The following is a 17,795-nucleotide window of genomic DNA, read 5'->3' as shown; positions in this document are numbered from 1 at the left end:
CGCTCTCCGTGACTCATTCCCCGACCCGAATCCCATGACCGCTGCCACCGAGCGTTACGACACCCCGCCATCCCCCGATCCCGCCGGCCCCGCCCAGCCGGCCGTGCGCCTGATCCTCGCGCTGCTCAGGCGTTCGCGCGGCGCGTTCGCGCTGGCGCTGACCGCCTGCGTGCTGAACGGCATCGCGAGCGTGACGCTCGTCGCGACGCTCAACCGCGCGCTGTCGCAGCCGTCGGCCGCCGACAGTTCGCTCGCGTGGCGCTTCGCGCTGTGCGCGGTGATCGCGCTCGCCACCCGGGTCGTGTCGGGCGTGCTGTTCGCGCGGCTGTCGCAGGACACGATGGCGCAGCTGCGCGAGCACGTCGCCCGGCGCGTCGCCCGCGCGGAGCTGCGCGACGTCGAGCGGATCGGCGCCGCGCCCGTGCAGTCGGTGCTGACCGACGACGCGACCAACGTGTCGATGCTGTTCTTCGCACTGCCCAACATCGTGATGCACGGCTCGATCGTGTTCGGCTGCCTCGGCTACCTGGCGTGGCTGTCGTGGCCGGTGTGCCTGCTCGCGCTCGCGGCGATCGTGCTCGGCTCGCTCGGCTACCACACGGGCGACACCCGCGCGATCGCGTCGCTCGAAGCGGCCGGCCGCGCGCAGGACAAGCTGTTCGGGCATCTCGGCGCGCTGTTCACCGGCGCGAAGGAACTGAAGCTGCACCAGGCCCGCGCGCGCCAGTTCGTCGACGGCCAGCTGGGCGCCGCGATCGGCGAAGTCCGCGACCACCGCCGCCGCGCGTTCAGCGCGTATGCGGTCGGCGTCGGCTGGATCATCTTCCTGTTCTACGTGTTCCTCGGCGCGGCGACGTTCTGGCCGTCGCTCGGCGTGCGCGCCGACGCGCCCGCCGCGGCCGGCTACGTGATCGTGTTCCTGTTCATGCTGGTGCCGCTCGACGGCCTGCTGAACAATCTGCCCACCGTCAACGCCGCGCGCGTGTCGCTCGCCCGGATCGAGAAGCTGATCGCCGAGTTCGGCGGCCTCGAACGGCAGGCGCCCCCGCCGCCGGAAAGCGCGTCGCACGCGCCGTTCGGCACGCTGACGCTGCGCGGCGTCACGCACGCGTATTTTCATGAGCGCGACGAGCGGATGTTCCGCATCGGTCCGGTCGACCTGAGCTTCCGGCCGGGCGAGCTGGTATTCGTCGTCGGCGGCAACGGCAGCGGCAAGACCACGCTCGCGAAGGTGCTGACCGGGCTCTACGAACCCGAGGAAGGCGTGATCGAGATCGACGGCCAGCCGGTCGGCGCGGCCGGGCGCGTCGCGTATCGCGAGCGCTTCACCGCGGTGTTCAACGATTTCCACCTGTTCGACGCGCTGCTCGGCATCGTCGATCCGAACGATCCGTCGTGCGCGCAGGCGGACGCCCGCGCGAACGCGCTGGTCGCGAAGCTCGCGCTCGACCACAAGGTGCAGGTGGTGAACGGCGCGTTCTCGACGCGCGCGCTGTCGACCGGCCAGCGCAAGCGGCTCGCGCTGGTGGTCGCGTATCTGGAGGACCGGCCGTTCTATCTGTTCGACGAATGGGCGGCCGACCAGGACCCGGCGTTCAAGTCGGTGTTCTACGAGCAACTGCTGCCGGAGCTGCGCGCGCGCGGCAAGACGGTCGTCGTCATCACCCACGACGACCGCTACTTCCCGCTCGCCGACCGGGTGCTGAAGCTCGACAACGGGCAGATCGTGGGCGACACGCCGAACGCCAAGTCGCGCGAACAGGAAGCCGTCGCAAACGGCTGACGGCCGGGCGACGGCCCGCGCCGGATGGCGCGGGCAACCGTCGCCGGACGTCCTTCGCCGGGATGGCGGCAAGACCGCTACCCGCGTCGCCGCATCGGGCGACCGGCATCGGGCGACCGGCATCGGGCGACCGGCCTGGGGTCCATTTCCGGCGATCGCGCCGCTTACCGCTGCCGATCGCCGCGTACCTCAGCCGCCCGCGTTCGAGCACCGCCGGGCCCGTCCGATCCGCCTCGGCAGGCCATCGCGCCAGCGCCCGAAGCGCAGGCCATCAGCCCATGCGCTCGCCCTCGGGCGTCGGCCGATCCGCGTCAACGTGATTTCGCCCGGACGCGTCGATACGCCGCGCTTCGATGCTTCAGGTCCGGCGCGCCGCGCCGAGGTTTTCCGAACGGCGGCTGCGAGTTTGCCCGGAGGCGGCGCCGGACATTCGAAGGAAATCGCGGCGGCCGTTCTCCTGCTCCTCCGCGACGGCGGCATGAACGCCGAAGTCCCGCATGTCGACGACGACGGACGCTATTTGCTCAGGGTCGAGCGGGCGGCGCCGGCAGCGCCAGCAGCTTGTCGGTCATCATGTCCGCGAGCCGCAGCGCCGACATCGGCCCGCCGAAGCCCCAGATGTTCGGCTCGACGAGCGCCACCCGCCCCGCGCGCCGGCTCGGCACGAAACGCCAGACCGGCGAATCGAGCTTCGTGTCGAGCGGCACGTCCGCGCCCGACGTGGTCACGAACAGGACAGCGAGGTCCGGCTGCTTCAGGAAATCGGCGGACGTCACATAGGCCGTCCCCTCGCGGGTCGGCCGGGGCGGCCAGATCTCGACGCCGAGCGCGCGGGCGACGCCCGCCGCGGTGCTGTTGCCGGTGTACGCCCAGTAGCGGTCCGGCAGGCCCAGCTCCTGCAGCAGCGCGAACCGCGCGCCGGCGCGGCCGGCCTGCGCGAGCCGCCGCGCGTCGCGCGCAAGTCCCGCATCGAGCTTCGCCTCGACCGCGCGGGTCGCGTCCACGCGGCCCGTGAGGCAGCCGATGGTGCGGAACACGAGCCGCGTCCAGTCGAGCTGCGTATCCGGCATGCCGGCCGTGTCGATGTCGGGGCTGAACTGGAACAGCACGGTCGGCGCGATCCGGTCCAGCGCGGCGAAGATCGGTGCATGCCGGAAGCCGACGCCGATGATCAGGTCCGGTCGCGCAGCGGCGATCGCCTCCAGGCTCGGCTCCTGGCGCGTGCCCATTTCGGGCACGCCGGCGAAACGCGCCGCGTCGTAGCCGATCCAGCCCGCGTAGTACGCGGCGTCGACGACGCCGACCGGCGTGATGCCGAGCGCGGCCAGATCCTCGGCGAACATGAATTCGAGCACGACGATCCGCTTCGGCCGCGCGGGCATCGCGCGGCTGAACTGCGACACGGTCGGATTGGCCGCGAGCGGCCCGCAGTTCGCGGCGGACGGGGGCGCGGCCAGCGCCGCGACCACCGGCGACACCGGCCCCTCGGCGCGCGCGGCGCCGATCGACATCGCGGCCGCGACGGACACGATGCAGGCGGCACCGAACGCGCGCGCCGCGCCGCTCAACGGATCGCGTCCTGCAAGGCGAGCGCGTCGTCGCCCATCGTCAACAGCAGCGGACAGCTTGCGCACAGTTGCGTTTCTCCTGGAATTTCATAGCGCACGCAGCACACGCGGCGCGCGCGAAACGGGTTCGGCAGCAGCGCCGAGCGCGGTTGCCGCACGCGCACCGGGGTGCGCAGCGGATTGGCGTCGCCGTCGGCGCCGAGCGGCCCGAACAGCCACGCGGCATCGGCCGGCGCCCGCGCCCCGCCCGGCAGCTGCGCGCACTGGTCGAGCAGGTAGTCGAGCAGGTTGCCCGCATTGCTCCACAACACGCGCGGCGCGATTCGCGTCATGCCGGCCAGCATGCCGATCACCGCGTCCAGGTGCGCGACGAGCGGCGCGTAGCGGCGTGCCGGATCGTCGTCGGGTTCGCCCAGCGCGGCCGGATCGAGATACAGCGCCGCCGGCATGCCCGCGCGCAACACGAGCCGCACGCGGTCCGGCGACAGGTCGAGCGGCCGGCCCAGCAGCGCGGCCGCCAGCACGCCGGCCGGTGCGGCCAGTCCGAAGTAGTACTTGCTCCATTGCGACAGCAGCGCGCGCGCGTGCAGCTCGGCGTCGCCGCCGTACAGCGCCCGCATCGCGTCGAGCAGCTCCGCGCGATGCGATACGAGCGCGGTGAGCGCGATGCCGGCCGTGTCGGGCGGTACATCGGGCGTGCCGAGCCACACCTGTTCGAGATAAGGCGCGAGCGGCGCGGGGGCGAGCCCCGCGAGACAGCGCGCCGGCGCGGTCGCGGCGACGCATCGCGGCGGTACCGCCGTCATCGGCCGCCCCGCCGCTCCCGGCGCGCCTGGATCACCAGCAGCGCCAGCAGGTAGGGCGCGCCGATCAGCGCGGTCAGCACGCCGGCCGGGATTTCGCGCGGCGCGACCAGCGTGCGCGCGGCGACGTCGGCGGCCGCGAGCACCAGCGCGCCGAGCGCGGCCGCGAGCCATAGCCGCGTGCCGTGCGCGCGGGCGCCCAGCATCGCGGCGAGATGCGGCGCCATCAGTCCGATGAAGCCGACCGGCCCGACCGCCGCGACGGCCGCGCAGGCCGCGAGCGTGGCGACCGCCAGCACCAGCGGCCGCAGCGCGCCGATCGGCAGCCCGAGCGCCGCGGCCTGATCGTCGCCGAGCGCGAGCAGGTCGAGCGGCCGCGCCAGCAGCGCGAACACCAGCAGCGCCAGCGCGCACCACGGCAGCAGCATCGCCACTTCGCCCCAGCTGCGCCCATAGGTGCCGCCGACCAGCCACACGACGAAGCGCGCGGGCTGGACGCTTTGCTGCGTGATCAGCCATTGCGACAGCGTGGTCCACAGCGTGCCGATCACGATGCCCGTCAGCGCCACCGCGAGCGGCGCATAGCGGTGCCGCCGGTTGAGCAGCAGCGTCAGCGCGAGCGTCACGCCGCCGCCGAGCAGCGCCGCGCCCGCGAGCGGCAGGTGGCCGGCGAGCGGCCAGAGCGTCAGCGCAACCAGCGTCGTCAAGCCCGCGCCCTGCGTCACGCCCAGCACCTCCGGCCCCGCCAGCGGATTGCGCACGACACTTTGCATCAGCACCCCGCTCGCCGCGAGCAGCGCACCCGCGAGCAGCGCGCACAGCAGCCTCGGCACGCGCAGGTCGAGCAGCAGCGCCGCCACCGCGTCGCGCTGCGCGAGCACCGCCAGCCAGCGCGACGGCCCCAGCCAGGTCGGACCGGACGACGCGCCGAGCGCGACCACGGCCGCTCCCGCAGCCAGCAGCAACGCCGCGAGCGCGACAGGCGGCAGCGCGGCGAGCACGCGCACGGCCCGCGTGCCGGCGCCCGCCGCCGCGCGTTCCGAGCCTGCGTGCAGCGCGCCTGACCAAACCGCGCCGCGCCGAATCATCGCGAGCATCAGCGGCGTGCCGACAAAGGCGATCGCGACGCCGGTCGACAGCGTCGCGTCCAGATCGAGCGCGAGCACCGCGCTGTCGGTGACGAGCACCAGCGCGCCGCCCGCGAGCGCGGCGAGCGGCACCAGCGCGGCGAGCTTCGACGCCTTCGCGCCGCGAATCTGGCGCAGCAGGTTCGGCGCGATCAGGCCGACATACGACAGCGGTCCCGCGATGCTGACGGCCACGCTGGCGAATCCCACCGCGACGATCGTCGCCGCCAGCCGGGTCGCGTCGACCCGCACGCCGGCCGCCGCCGCCGCGTCGTCGCCGAGCGACAGCGGATCGAGCGGCCGGATCACGAACGGCAGCGCGACGAGCGGCGCGGCCAGCCAGCCGAGCGCGGTCGAGAGACCCGCGGCGCCGGGCTGGTACAGGCTGCCGCTCGCCCACAGCGACGCGCCGACCACGGTCTGCTCGAAGTACGCGAGCAAGAGCGTCGTCAGCGCGGAAAACAGCAGCATGCAGACGCTGCCCGCGAGCACGAGCCGCAGCGGCGTCGCGCGCCAGCCGCCCGCGGCGGCCGACACGCAAGCCGCCGCCGCGAGCCCGCAGCCGAACAGCAGCGGCACCGATGCCGCGCCGACCAGCGACGGCGCGACCATCGCGGCGAGCAGGCCCAGTTGCGCGCCGCCCGTGATGCCGAGCAGATCGGGCGACGCGAGCGGATTGCGGGTGAGCGCCTGGAACAGCGCGCCCGCGACGGCGAGGCATCCGCCCGCGACCAGCGCGGCGAGCACCCTCGGGGCATTCAGATCGAACAGCATCAGATGCGCGAGCTGCGCGGCCTCGGTGCCGGGCGCGGCCGCGAGCCACGCGCGCAGATCCGGCGCGAGCCGCCATGCCGCCGTGGCGACGATCAGGCCGAGCAGCGCGGCGGCGATCGCGCCGACCCGGCCGCGCACGGGCGCGCGCCAGCGTTCCGGCGCCGCCGCCCGGCCCTGCAGGCGCTTGCGGGTGGCGAGCGTCGTCATGCGGCGAGACCGGCGTCGGGCGCGCGCACGTCCGCGAGCAGGCCTTCGTAGGCCGGCACGCACATCGGCGCGCCGGTGTGCGGATGCGGGATCTTGAGCATCGGCACGCCGAAGGCGTCGTGCAGATGCGCCGGGTCGAGCATCGCGTCGGGCGTGCCCTGCGCGACGATCCGGCCCGCGCGCATCAGCACGATCTCGTCGCTGTACGCGGCGGCCTGGTTCAGGTCGTGCAGCACCCAGACGATGGTCAGGCCGCGCGTGCGATTGAGCCGGCGCAGCTCGCTCAGGATGTCGAGCTGGTGATGAATGTCGAGATAAGTGGTCGGTTCGTCGAGCAGGACGATCGGCGCCTGCTGCGCGAGCGCCATCGCGATCCATGCGCGCTGCCGCTCGCCGCCCGACAGCGCGGCGACGTCGCGGGCCGCGTCGCCCGCGAGCCCGCTCGCGTCGAGCGCCGCGTCGATCGCCGCGCGATCGGCCCGCGTGAGGCCGCGCAGCCAGCCGCCGTGCGCATAGCGGCCGTACGCGACCAGCTCGCGCACGGTGAGACCGGCCGGAATCTGATTGAACTGCGCGAGCATCGTCAGCGTGCGCGCCAGCGCGCGCCGCCGGTACGATCCGAGCGGCGCGCCGGCGATCTCGATCTGCCCGGACAACGCCGGCTGCAACCCCGCGAGGGTGCGCAACAAGGTGCTCTTCCCGCATCCGTTCGGCCCGCACAACGCGGTCACCCGGCCCGCCCCGATCGTCAGATCGAGCCGGTCGAGCACCACGTGATCGCGATACCCGACCGTCAGCGCCCGTGCCGCGAGCGCTGCCCCCGCCTTCATCTTCATCGTCATCCGTCAGGCGCCCTTTGCCTCGCTGTAGCTTTGCGCCATCGCGACCACCACCTTGCGCGGTCCCTCGAACGGATCGCGCGCGTGCGCGGTCAGCATGTTGTCGAGCATCAGCACGTCGCCCGTGAGCCACGGAAACACGATGCGCTGCTGGTCGAGCACGCCGCGGATTTCCGCGAGCGCGTCCGCCTCGAGCGGCGCGCCGTCGCCGTAGTACACGTTGCGCGGCACGTTATCGAGACCGACCGCGTCGATCAGCGCCTCCTGCATGTCCTCGTCGAGCGCGGACAGGTGGAACAGGTTCGCCTGGTTGAACCACACCCGCTCGCCCGTGCGCGGATGGCGCGCCACCGCCTGGCAGCGCTCTTCCGTGCGCAGCAGCAGTTCGCCGTCTTCGCTGTCGCGCCATTCGCACGCGATGCCGCGCGCCGCGCAGATGCGTTCGACGACGCGCGGGTCGCCCGAGCCGAACGCCTGCTGCCACGGCAGGTCGAGGCCCTGACCGAAATTGCGCACGTAGCGCAGCTCGCGCTGCGCGAAGCGCGCGACGAGCGCCGGATCGAGCGCGCGATGGATCGCGCGGCTGTCGGCGATCGGCGTCGCGCCGCCCGAGCGCGCGGCCAGCGCGCAGTGGAACCAGATCCGCAGCGGCCATTCGCGCGTATACGACTGCTCGTTGTGCAGCGGGATCGAACGGTGCGGCGGGTATTCGGTCGACGTGTACACCGCCCCTTCCACCTGGCTGCGCGGCGTCGACGCGAACTCATAGCCGATCAGCGGATGCCCGAAGCTGCCCGCGAACTGCTGGAAGGCTTCGATCGAATCGACCCGGAAGCCCGTGAAGCGGACGCCGCCCGAGCGTTCGAGCGTGTCGTCGACGATCGCGCGCAACAGCGGCGCGGCGTCGTCGAGCGACAGGTCCGCGCCCGCGCGCGGCGACACCACCGTCGGCAGGCCGGGCTCGATCGACAGGTCGTCGAGCGTCGGCCGCGCGGCGGCGGTCGGCATGGAAAGCGAGGTCATGCGAAATCCTCCTGCGGAAGCGGACGCGCCCGGCGAGCGGCCGGACGCGCGGAATTACGACGCGCGCGCGTCCGGCGCGGCGCCGTCGAGATGGCGGCGCAGGCTGGCCGGACGCATGTCGGTCCACACGGCCTCGATGTGCGCCAGGCAATCGGCCTTCGGGCCGCGGACGCCGACTTCGCGCCAGCCGGCCGGCACGTCGCGAAACGTCGGCCAGATCGAGTACTGCGCTTCGTCGTTGACGACGACGGTGTAGACGAGGTCGTCCGCGTCGCCGGCGGAGCTGGAGGGAGTCTGGGTTTGCGTCATGATCGGAAGCTGGGTCGGAAAACGTTCGGGAAACGGCGGCGCGGCGCCCGGCGGAGCGGGCCGATTCGCGCCGCCCGTACCGGATAGACGGATCGCGGGCGCGCTTTTTTACCGGCGCCGCGCGCGGCCGCTGCAAAAGACCGGGCAGTCGACGCCGCGCTCGGAGGCATCGAGACAGTCGGCGCAATGCTGTTCGGCGTCGCGCACCATGAAATGCACGAGGGTCTGCGAGACGTTCAGCGCCCGCGCGGCGCTTTGCAGCGTTTCCTCGCGCAGCCGCACCATTTCGAAGGCCGCGCGGCTGCGCGCGGGCAGTTGCGCGAGCGCGTCCTGGACGCGGCGCAGCGCGTCGCGGGTGAGCAGCGCCGCTTCGGGCGACGGCGCGGGCGACGGCACGTCGAGGCCGTCGTCCTCGTCGGCGTGATAAGTGTTCTCGAGACTCTGGCGGCGGCACGCGTCGATCGACGCGTTGCGCACCATCCGCGCCACGTAGGCGACCGGCTGGCGCACCGCGTCCTGGTTCGGAAAATCGACGAGCTTGATGAACACGTCGTGCACGACGTCTTCCGCCCGGCTCGCGCAGCCGACGAAGCCGCGCGCGATGTTGACGAGCATCGGGCGATTCGCGATCAGCACGTCGAGCAGCGTGCCCTGCGCGCGCTGCTCCGCCCGCCCCGCCGCGCGAGCACGGGCCCGCGCGGGCGGAGCACCGGACGGAAACAAAACGTCGGAATGGAAGACCGACAGCGGGATCGCTGTCGAGGACTTCGGCCGAACGAGCACTTCCGCCATAAATCTGCTCCGCTAGTTTCTGGGATAGCAGCCAATTTAACGCAAACGAGAATCGTTCTCAATACTATTTAGAAATAACCTTACAGAATTGATAGTTTTGTACGAAAAGAGGACGCGCGGACAGGCTTGGCGAAATTCGGATCAGCGGGCGCGCGCGCGCCGGCGTCTCTGAGTCGGCCGTCCGGGTCGGCGAGCCGCCCCGCTTTCGCTGCGGCGGCGAGCGGCCATCCGGCGCCCTCGGCAGCGCGGGCCTGAGCGTGACCGGGGCGAGCGACGCGCGGCCAGCGCCTCGCCCGTCTGCACCGACCGGATAGTCGACCCGGCGGCATGCCCGCATGCCGCCATGCTCCGGCCGAGGCACGAACGGTTTTCGCCATCGCGCGGTTTCAGGCGTGCTCCGCTTGCCGCTGCCCGGGATTTTTTCGATCCGCGCGAGAATCGGCGCCGCTGTTTCGCGGGCTCCGCTTTCACGCCGTCCATTCGCATTCCGATCGATCTGTCATAGGCCGTTCATTCGTGTGACGTTAGGATGAAGCGGTCCGTGTCGGGACATCCACATCCCTATCAATATCAACCGAGAGAAAACAATGGGCCTGTCTTCCCGCAATCAACCCGTGCAGTCGGGCGTCAATCCGCGCATCCGGCACACGCCCGCGCGACGCCGCCTCGCGCTCGAGCTGCTGTTGGGCGCCACGTTCCTGTCCGTCGCGTCGAGCGCGTTCGCGTGGGGCGACGAAGGGCACGAGATCGTCGCGACGATCGCCGACCACTACCTGACGAGCCAGACCCGCGCGGCGGTCAACGCGATCCTCGCGACCGACACCAGCGGCCTGACCCAGACCGACATCGCCAGCGAGGCGACCTGGGCCGACCGCTATCGCACCAGCCATTCGAATACGGCCAACTGGCACTACGTCGATACGGAAATCGGCACCGGCGACATCGACGCCGCCTGCTTCGGGCACCCGCCGCTGCCCGCCAACACGGTGGCCTCGCAAGGTCCGGCGCAGGCCTGCGTGGTGGACAAGATCAACCAGTTCACCCAGGAACTGCAGGCGCCCGACACCTCGGCGCAGGAACGGCTGATGGCGCTGCAGTTCGTGCTGCACTTCGTCGGCGACGAGCATCAGCCGCTGCACTCGAGCGACGACAACGATTCCGGCGGCAACAGCAAGAAGGTCTCGGCAAGCGGCATCGCATCCGGCAACCTGCACAGCTACTGGGACACGGCGTTCGTCCAGCAGCTCGGCACCCGCGCGCCCGACGTCGCGGCGAGCCTGATCCAGCAGATCGCGCCGGGCGACGTGGCCAACTGGCAGACGCAGACGCCGCGCGACTGGTCGCTCGAAGCGTTCCAGGTGGCGAAGAGCGATGCCTACGGGCTGCTGCCCGCGCCGAACAGCAAGGGCACCTACGCGCTGCCGGCCAGCTATGTGAGCACCGCCACCAGCGATGTGTCGCTGCAACTGCGGCGCGCCGGCGTGCGTCTCGCGAAAGTGCTGAACGACGCGAACCTGAGCGCACCCGCCGCGTCGGCGTCGGCCGCGTCGCTCGCGTCGCCTTTCGGCCGGTAGGAAAGCGGCGTCGGCAGGCGACGCCATCGCGCCGCCCGCCGACGCGGCGCATCTCGAAGGCTGCGACAGCGCCGGGTTTCGCGCCGCCGCCGATGAAGGCCGCGTCATGCGTGACGAACGGCCCGTCGCCGCTTGCGCCACGCGCGGCCGGGTTCGCTGCCGCGCCGGCGGCGCTGCGCTGACGCCCGGCGCGCCTTTGCCGGCGGGACTCGCGAAACCCGGCTCACCGCGCGCGACAACAAGCGACGAACGGCGCGCTTCATCCGAAGCGCGCCGTTCCGATCGACTCCGCTGGCTCAGTAGATGAACAGCCGGATCGTCGCCACGCCGTTGAACGGTCCGGTCTTCGGCGGACCGAAAGCCTTCAGCACGGCGTCGAACACGATGCTCTGATACGTCACGTTGGCCGGAAACTGCGTGAGCACGAACTGCTGGTTGAACGGGATCGCATTGCCGTTCTTGTCCTCGATGCCGATGCCGAAATTGCTGTCGCTGGCCGGAATCAGCAAGCCGTTGCGCACCGTGTTCGAGGTTTCGAAATAACCGTCCACCCGCACCGCGATGCTGCAGCGTTTGTTCAGCGCGAGACTGAACTGCTTGCGCGGCACCGCCGGCGAAAAGCCGTTGCCGGATGCCTGGATCTGCCCGAACTTGACGATGCCGGGCTCCGGCGTGACGGTCACGTCGATCAGGCACGGCGTCGGCTTCAGGTTCTGCAGGCCGCTCAGCTTGTAGCGGAAGCTCGGATTGATCCCGTTGAGCCCCAGCTTGCCGTCGAACTGGAACACCGCGTAAATGTCGGACGGCGGCCTCACCCACGATCCCTTCTTGCGGACCACGACCTGGTACGTGATGCTGATCGGCACCTTCTGGCAGCCTCCCGGGCTGTTGAAGTCGCGCGACGAACAGACCGGCACCACGTAGCCGGTCGGCACGCCGGTGCCCGGCTGGCTGCCCGCGCCGAAGTAGTCGCTGCCGTTGTAGCGGATCCCGATCTCGAGCCCCCATGCGGCGGGATTCACCCGCTCGGGGTTCGCGTAGAACGAGATCGGATCCTCGAACGTGAGGTTGCTGCCGCCGAGATCCTTGTAGCAATAGCCGCTGGTCGTGCGCGGCGCCGAGATCCAGATCACGTAGCCGTCCGGCGCGTCGGTCGGATACGACGCGACGTTGCCGATCGGCTCCGTCAGCGACGTCGCGCCGCCGTCCGCGATACAGCGCACGGCCCACGCGGGCTGCACCAGCGCGAGCAGCAGCGCGGCCGCGCACCAGCGCAGCCAGAGCGGCAGCCGCGCGCCGCCCGCGGATCGTCGCGCGCCGCTCATCGCTTCACGCTCCGGCACGTGCCCGAATCACAGGCGTACTCGACCACCACCTGGCCGCCGTAGTCGTCGACGTGCGTCACGTACAGCGTCGACGGCGTCGCCGCCTTGAACGGCACCTCGCTGCGGCTCATCGGCGCGACCATCACCGGATCGAGCGGCACGGCCGCCTTCTGCGCGCCGGCGGCCAGCTCGACGACGGTCACGTGGTACGGCGTCGGATTGTCGAACACCAGCTTCTGCGCGGCCGCGTCGACCTTCAGCGTCATCGGCAAGGTCGGATCCGCGTCGCGCGCCGGCTGCACGCCCGCCGGACGGTAGAACAGCTTCATCTGCGTGTGCAGCGCGATCTGCAGCGCGTTCGGCGTGTCGGTCTTCGGCGGCACCTCGCGGATGTTCAGATAGAACACCGTCTCGCGATCGGTCGGCAGCGACGCGCCCGGCATCCGCGCGACCCGCAGCACGTTGCGCTCGTTCGGCTCGACGCGCTGCAGCGGCGGCACCACCATCAGCGGCGTCGTGATCTTCTGGCCGTGCTCGTCCTCGAGCCACGACTGGACCAGGTACGGATACTTGTCGCTCTTGTTCGTGATCGTCACGATCGCGGCCTGCTCGCCCTCGTTGAAGATCACGCGGGTGCGGTCGGGCACGATCGCCGCGTGCGCGGCGGCCGTCGTCAGCAGCAGGGCCGCCGCGCACGCGCGGACAGCCGGGGAAAAAGTGGAGAACATGGGTTTCATCGCCATTCAATTCATCAATCGGTTCGATCAGCGGGCCGCCTGCGGCTCGCCTCCGGGTTGGCAGACGACCGGGATCGGCGTGCCTTCGAGTTGCAGCTGGTCCGGCACGACGTCGAGCGTGCAGATCGTCCGCGAGCCGGCGCGCACGACGATCTTCGACTTCGGCTGAACCTGGGTCAGGTAGGCCGCGCCCTGCTCGCCCACGATGCCGAGTTCCTTGCCGTTGTCCGCATCCTGCACCGATGCGCCGAACGGCACATCCTTGCCGCCCGGTTCCGTCAGCGTCAGGAACAGGTTGCGGCCGCGCGCGGCGTTGAACTTCACGAAGCCGATCGCGCCGTCCGTCAGCACCATCCGCTGGATCGGATTCGTGACCTGCGTTTCGAGCGGCAGCTTCTCGACGTTCACCGTCGCGTCGTACACGTTGTACGGCGAAATGCTGTCGAGCACCGCATAGCCCTGCCGGTTCGAGCGCGTGAACGAGCCGGACAGCGGCACGTCGGGCACGCCGTCGGTCGACACCAGCAGACGGGTATCGCCCGCGTTGCCGTTCGCGTGCGCCGCCACGCCGTGCCGGGTCGCGACGAACGAGCCGTCGACCTCGAGCGACGCCGATACGTACGCGTTCGCGACCGTGGCCGCCTGCGCGATCAGCTGGTACGACGAGGTGCGTTGGCGGAAGCTCGCGTTCCCCGACGCGCGGCCGTCCGTCGTGCCGCCGTACAGCTGGTACGAGCGGCCCTGCAGGTCGTCGTAGATATAGCCGGCGTTCACGCTGGTGCTGCCCATGCCGGTCGTCACGCTCGACGTGAGGGTCTGGCGCTCGCCGAGCGGCAGCGTCGCCGTCACGGAAAACTGGTTGCCGTTGCCGGCCGCGCCCTGCGTGCGGAACGCCGACAGGCTCACGCTCACGCTGCGCAGCCCGCTGAACGAGAACGCGCGGGTCAGCGTCACGCCGATACGCTGGTCGGACGGCCGCGACCAGTAGGTCGTCTGGTCGTACGAGAGGTAGCTCGACGTGTCGCCGAAGCGCTTCGACAGCATCGCCGAATAGCGCTGCTTGCTGTTCGCGAGGCCGTACGCCGTCGGGTCGCCCGCGAACTGCTGGAAATTCGTGTAGTTGCGATCGGAGAACCGATAGCCGGCGAAGCGCACGTCCGCGTCGAGCGCGTCGAAGTGCTTCGAATAGTTGACCCGATACGAGTTGCCGTTGCGGGTCTGGCCGTTCCACCACAGCGTCGCGCGCGCGTGGGTGACGTCCGCCGACAGCGCGCCGAAGCTGCCGAAATCCCGGCCGAGGCCGAGCGCGAGCGACGTGTAGCCGGACGCGGCGATCAGGCCGCCGTAGACCGTCACGTCGAACGGCAAGCCATAGGCGGCTTCCGCGAAGCCGAACCACGGCGTGATGCCCGCGCCGCCGAACAGGCGCGGCTTGCCGACCGCGGCCTTGTAGCGCAGCTGGCCTTCGCGCGCGAGAAACGGCACCGACGCGGTGGTCACCTGGAAACGCTGGGTGGTGCCGTCCTCTTCCTCGACGATCACGTCGAGCGTGCCCTGTACGCTGGTGTTGATGTTCTGCAGCGCGAACGCGCCGGGCGAAACCTTCGTCATGTACAGCACGCGGCCCTGCTGCATCACCTTCACGGTCGCGCTCGTGCGCGCGACGCCCGTGATCAGCGGCGCATAGCCGCGCATCGACGGCGGCAGCATCCGGTCGTCGCTGCGGATCGCCGCGCCCGACATCGACAGCGTGTCGAAGATGTCCGAGCTGACGTAGATCTCGCCGAACGACACCGTCGACTGCAGCGACGGCAGCGCGCGATACGCGTACAGCTGGCTGAAACGGAAATTCCGCTCCGCGTACGCGGAGCGTCCTGCATTGGTCTGCGCCTGGTAGTCGCCGCGGAAACGCCACGCGCCCCAGTTCGCGCCGACCGTCCCATACGCCTGGACCGAGTTGTTCTGTTGCGCGCCGTTGCCGAGCGTGCGGTTCGCGTTCGCGATCACGCGATAGTCGAGCATCGCGCCGTCGATGCCTTCGCTCCAGCGTTCGGGCGGCAGGTAGTACGCATCGGTGTATTCGAGCGCCGCCTGCGGAATCGTGATCTTGAGCCGGCCCTCGCCTTTCATGTAGCGGATCGTCACGCCTTCGACCGCGCTCAGGTCCGCGCACTGGCCGCCGTGAAAACGCGGCATGTCCTTGACGAGCGACGGCTTGAGGCCGAATTGCGCGACCAGGTCCGGGCGCAGGCACGGCCGGCCGCCGGCCGACTCGCCGTCGGCGACGAAATCGACGGATTGCAGCCCGTAGAACAGGTCGTTGACCTGCACGTCGAGCAGGTACGATCCCGGCAGCGTGAAGTCCGCTTGCGAGAACTGCGACAGGTCGACGTTGTTCGACCCGTCGATGCTGAGGAACGACGAATTGAATTCCGTCGCCTGGGCCTGACTGCCGACGATCAGCACGGAGACACAAAGGGAGGAATATCTGATTCGCACGCCGACGCTACCGAAAACGGGGAGGGAAATCTCGAGAAAGGGAAAGACAGGAAGGGCGTGATGCCCTTCCCGCGTGACGCAGGCTTACTGGTAGCGAACCGTGAAGTTCGCCACGCCGTCGGCCGTACCCGGCGTGACGCCGGCTGCCGTCGCTTCGTACATCGCGGCGAAGCGCGCGACGTTCGTGCCGTTGCTCAGCACGACCGGGCCCTTCTGCTCCGCACCGTTGTCGAGGTATTCGCCCGACGACGCTTGCAGGCGGATGCCGACGTTGGTCGCCGAACCGACCGTCGCGAGCAGCTTCGGCTGGATCGAGTTCGACGTGCCCGTGAACTTGAAGTACGCGTTCTTCGCGATGCTGGTGTCGCAGTCGGTCAGCTTGATGTCGAAGTTCTGCGGGGTCGACTTGTCGCCGGCTGCCTTGAACTTGTTGGTCGGCACGAAGCCGAGACGCACGGTTTGGTCCAGCGAACCCGCGTCGATACCGCACGCGCCCGCCACGATCTCGCCCGTGAAGTTGATGGTGCCGGTGCCGGCAGCGAATGCCGAGGTGGACATCGCTGCGCAGACAGCGGCGGACAGAAGTGCTTTTTTCATAGCCGATTCCGTAAGGATTGCAAATTAAGTTGATGGAATGTCAGACGCGAACAGCAGCGCAAGACCGCTCCCTATCCGTCGCGACCCCTGCATTATTCGGACAAGTACGAAAGTATTCTGTAAAGCATTGTCAAAATATTGAATAACAATCGAAAGATTCGCAGTGAAATCCGGCCATTCGACATGGTTGAATCGGGCTTTTAAAACTCCTCAGGATTACCGATCAATATGCTTTAAATCCTTTACCGGCAACGGCATTGGAGTTTCATACGAATGACTTCAGGAACGGGGGACAGACGATCGCGCGACGCGACGACCGTCAGGAAATATTTTTTTAACTGACGCAAGCTGTAAGCGTTGTCAGCTTGCAACGAGCGCGACATTGCGCCGCGGTCGTGCGCGATCGCGCAATCGTTTGCTTCCAGCGAGGACGGGCCGATCGCGCGATCGGCCCGGCCTCGCGGGGCGCCAACCAGTGCGCGATCGCGCACACGTTTGCTTCCAGCGAGGACGGGCCGTTCGCGCGATCGGCCCGGCCTCGCGGGGCGCCAACCAGTGCGCGATCGCGCACTGGTTGGCGCCCCGCGAGGCCGGGCCGATCGCGCGATCGGCCCGGAGCGTGCGCGGCGAAGCGCCGTCCTCGCCGTGCCATTGCATCATCGACGCAAGCTTGGAGCCGGCTGGATAGCCTTGTCCGGTCAAGCTTCGCGGGGAAGCAACCGTTTGCGCGCGTTGAAGCGCATCGAAAAAATCCGGCGCAAAAAAAACGGCTGTCCGTGACAGCCGTCGGCGCATTCCGCGCCGGTTCGCGTCGATCCCTGTTGCTAGCGCACCCCCGCGACAGCCCGCTCCGCTTCCGGCGACGCGAACATCCCGGCGGCATCGTGTCCGACCCCCGGCACTTCCAGCAGCCGCCACTCGAACGCCCAGCCCTTGCTGCGCGCCGTCGCCTGCGCGGTATGGAACGCATTGAGCCCGCGCGCGAAACGGTTCGGCCCCTGCGCCATCGCCTCCTTGCCGCGCGCGAGATGATGCGCGTGCACGTCGTCCGTGCCGAGCAAAACCGTGATCGGCTGCTGCAGATACGCGCGCAGCGCCGCTTCCTGCCTGCTCGACGAGCCGTACGCGCCGAAGCCGAACGGCACGTCGTCCGTGCGGCGCGCCATCACCCACGTCGACGGATTCGCGATCACGATCCGCGCTGCGCCCGATTGCGAATAGGCGGCGACCCGGTCGACGAACTGTGCGCCCGCCGAGTGTCCGATCAGCACCAGCGGCAGCGCCGGCATCCCCGCCGCGCGCCGGCCCCAGTCGGCCAGGCGCGGCACCAGGTCGACGGTCCGCGCGCCGCCCGTCTGCACGCCGCCGTATTGATAGGCATCGCGCGGATAGTGTTCCTGGTCGAATTGCGGGGCGATGACGATCGCGCAGACCCGGTCCGCGAGCGGCTTCGCATGATCGCGATAGTCGGCGGCGTTGCGCGCGACACCGTGGAATACCAGCATCAGCATCTTCGGCGCGCATGATTCGGGCCGGTAAGTGAACACCGGCAGCGTCGCGCCGTCGATACCGGCCGTGAGCGCCGCCGAACCGGCGGGCATCTCCGGCACGGGGTCGCCCGCCTGCGCCTGCTGGGCGCGCACGCCCGTCACGAATCCCGCCGACAGCGCGGCGCACAGCACCCCCGCCGCCGCCCGCCGATTCCAGATTGAAGCCGACATGCTCGTGCCCGTCCGATGAATTGATCGATCAACACGCCATCGTACTAATCCGATGACGCGCGATACATTACCCAATTTAACGAACAAGCGTCGGCTCGTTACGCGGCTCCGCGCCGG

15 protein-coding genes and 1 pseudogene are annotated in these 17,795 nt (G+C 69.9%); 3 read left to right on the top strand and 13 right to left on the bottom strand.

Annotated elements, in window-relative coordinates; translation table 11 throughout:
* The first annotated feature begins 34 nt into the window (after window positions 1–34).
* A complete protein-coding gene (locus RZR99_RS02675; protein WP_323118190.1) occupies window positions 35–1,783 on the top strand; it encodes a cyclic peptide export ABC transporter in 1,749 nt (582 codons plus the stop codon).
* A 121-nt stretch (window positions 1,784–1,904) separates the two neighbouring features.
* A pseudogene (locus RZR99_RS33270) lies at window positions 1,905–2,276 on the top strand (SDR family oxidoreductase); the annotation flags it as partial.
* A gap of 31 nt (window positions 2,277–2,307) precedes the next feature.
* Here RZR99_RS33270 and RZR99_RS02670 read toward each other — a convergent pair.
* The 7 genes from RZR99_RS02670 to RZR99_RS02640 form a co-directional block, all read right to left on the bottom strand.
* On the bottom strand, window positions 2,308–3,294 hold the full coding sequence (locus RZR99_RS02670; RefSeq protein WP_323118328.1) for an ABC transporter substrate-binding protein: 987 nt from the start codon (window positions 3,292–3,294) through the stop codon (window positions 2,308–2,310).
* Between the two features lie 53 nt (window positions 3,295–3,347).
* Window positions 3,348–4,157, bottom strand: coding sequence for a siderophore-iron reductase FhuF (gene fhuF / locus RZR99_RS02665; RefSeq protein WP_323118189.1), 810 nt, complete (start codon window positions 4,155–4,157; stop codon window positions 3,348–3,350).
* The gene (fhuB, locus tag RZR99_RS02660) at window positions 4,154–6,262 is read right to left on the bottom strand and encodes a Fe(3+)-hydroxamate ABC transporter permease FhuB (RefSeq protein WP_323118188.1); all 2,109 of its coding nucleotides are present in this window, start codon (window positions 6,260–6,262) and stop codon (window positions 4,154–4,156) included. The genes fhuF and fhuB overlap by 4 nt, the downstream gene beginning before the upstream one ends.
* Complete coding sequence (locus RZR99_RS02655; RefSeq protein ID WP_323118327.1) at window positions 6,259–7,098, bottom strand: ABC transporter ATP-binding protein; 840 nt, start codon at window positions 7,096–7,098, stop codon at window positions 6,259–6,261. Before RZR99_RS02655 ends, fhuB begins: the two co-directional genes overlap by 4 nt.
* Before the next feature lie 9 nt (window positions 7,099–7,107).
* A complete protein-coding gene (locus RZR99_RS02650; protein WP_323118187.1) occupies window positions 7,108–8,124 on the bottom strand; it encodes a TauD/TfdA family dioxygenase in 1,017 nt (338 codons plus the stop codon).
* A 54-nt stretch (window positions 8,125–8,178) separates the two neighbouring features.
* Complete coding sequence (locus RZR99_RS02645) at window positions 8,179–8,433, bottom strand: MbtH family protein (protein WP_323118186.1); 255 nt, start codon at window positions 8,431–8,433, stop codon at window positions 8,179–8,181.
* Window positions 8,434–8,541: 108 nt separating this feature from the next.
* The gene (locus RZR99_RS02640; RefSeq protein ID WP_323118185.1) at window positions 8,542–9,225 is read right to left on the bottom strand and encodes an RNA polymerase factor sigma-70; all 684 of its coding nucleotides are present in this window, start codon (window positions 9,223–9,225) and stop codon (window positions 8,542–8,544) included.
* A gap of 587 nt (window positions 9,226–9,812) precedes the next feature.
* On the opposite strand from RZR99_RS02640, the gene RZR99_RS02635 reads away from it, so the two are divergent.
* Window positions 9,813–10,799, top strand: a complete 987-nt coding sequence (locus RZR99_RS02635; protein WP_323118184.1) for a S1/P1 nuclease — start codon at window positions 9,813–9,815, stop codon at window positions 10,797–10,799.
* 296 nt (window positions 10,800–11,095) lie between these two features.
* Here RZR99_RS02635 and RZR99_RS02630 read toward each other — a convergent pair whose 3' ends face one another.
* The 6 genes from RZR99_RS02630 to RZR99_RS02605 form a co-directional block, all read right to left on the bottom strand.
* Complete coding sequence (locus RZR99_RS02630) at window positions 11,096–12,124, bottom strand: fimbrial protein (RefSeq protein WP_323118183.1); 1,029 nt, start codon at window positions 12,122–12,124, stop codon at window positions 11,096–11,098.
* Window positions 12,121–12,861, bottom strand: a complete 741-nt coding sequence (locus tag RZR99_RS02625; protein ID WP_323118326.1) for a fimbrial biogenesis chaperone — start codon at window positions 12,859–12,861, stop codon at window positions 12,121–12,123. Before RZR99_RS02625 ends, RZR99_RS02630 begins: the two co-directional genes overlap by 4 nt.
* Window positions 12,862–12,888: 27 nt before the next feature.
* Entirely contained in the window at window positions 12,889–15,360 is a 2,472-nt protein-coding gene (locus tag RZR99_RS02620; RefSeq protein WP_323118182.1) for a fimbria/pilus outer membrane usher protein, read from the bottom strand.
* An 84-nt stretch (window positions 15,361–15,444) separates the two neighbouring features.
* The gene (locus tag RZR99_RS02615; RefSeq protein WP_323118181.1) at window positions 15,445–15,957 is read right to left on the bottom strand and encodes a fimbrial protein; all 513 of its coding nucleotides are present in this window, start codon (window positions 15,955–15,957) and stop codon (window positions 15,445–15,447) included.
* A 242-nt stretch (window positions 15,958–16,199) separates the two neighbouring features.
* Window positions 16,200–16,448 carry a hypothetical protein gene (locus tag RZR99_RS02610; RefSeq protein WP_323118180.1) on the bottom strand — a complete coding sequence of 83 codons (249 nt, stop codon included), beginning with the start codon at window positions 16,446–16,448 and terminating at the stop codon, window positions 16,200–16,202.
* 333 nt (window positions 16,449–16,781) lie between these two features.
* Entirely contained in the window at window positions 16,782–17,678 is an 897-nt protein-coding gene (locus RZR99_RS02605) for an alpha/beta hydrolase (RefSeq protein WP_323118179.1), read from the bottom strand.
* Between the last annotated feature and the right edge of the window lie 117 nt (window positions 17,679–17,795).

This window comes from Burkholderia alba, from assembly GCF_034721475.1.
GTDB classification, from domain to species: Bacteria; Pseudomonadota; Gammaproteobacteria; order Burkholderiales; family Burkholderiaceae; genus Burkholderia; species Burkholderia alba.
This window is presented reverse-complemented; position numbering and strand designations above follow the sequence as displayed.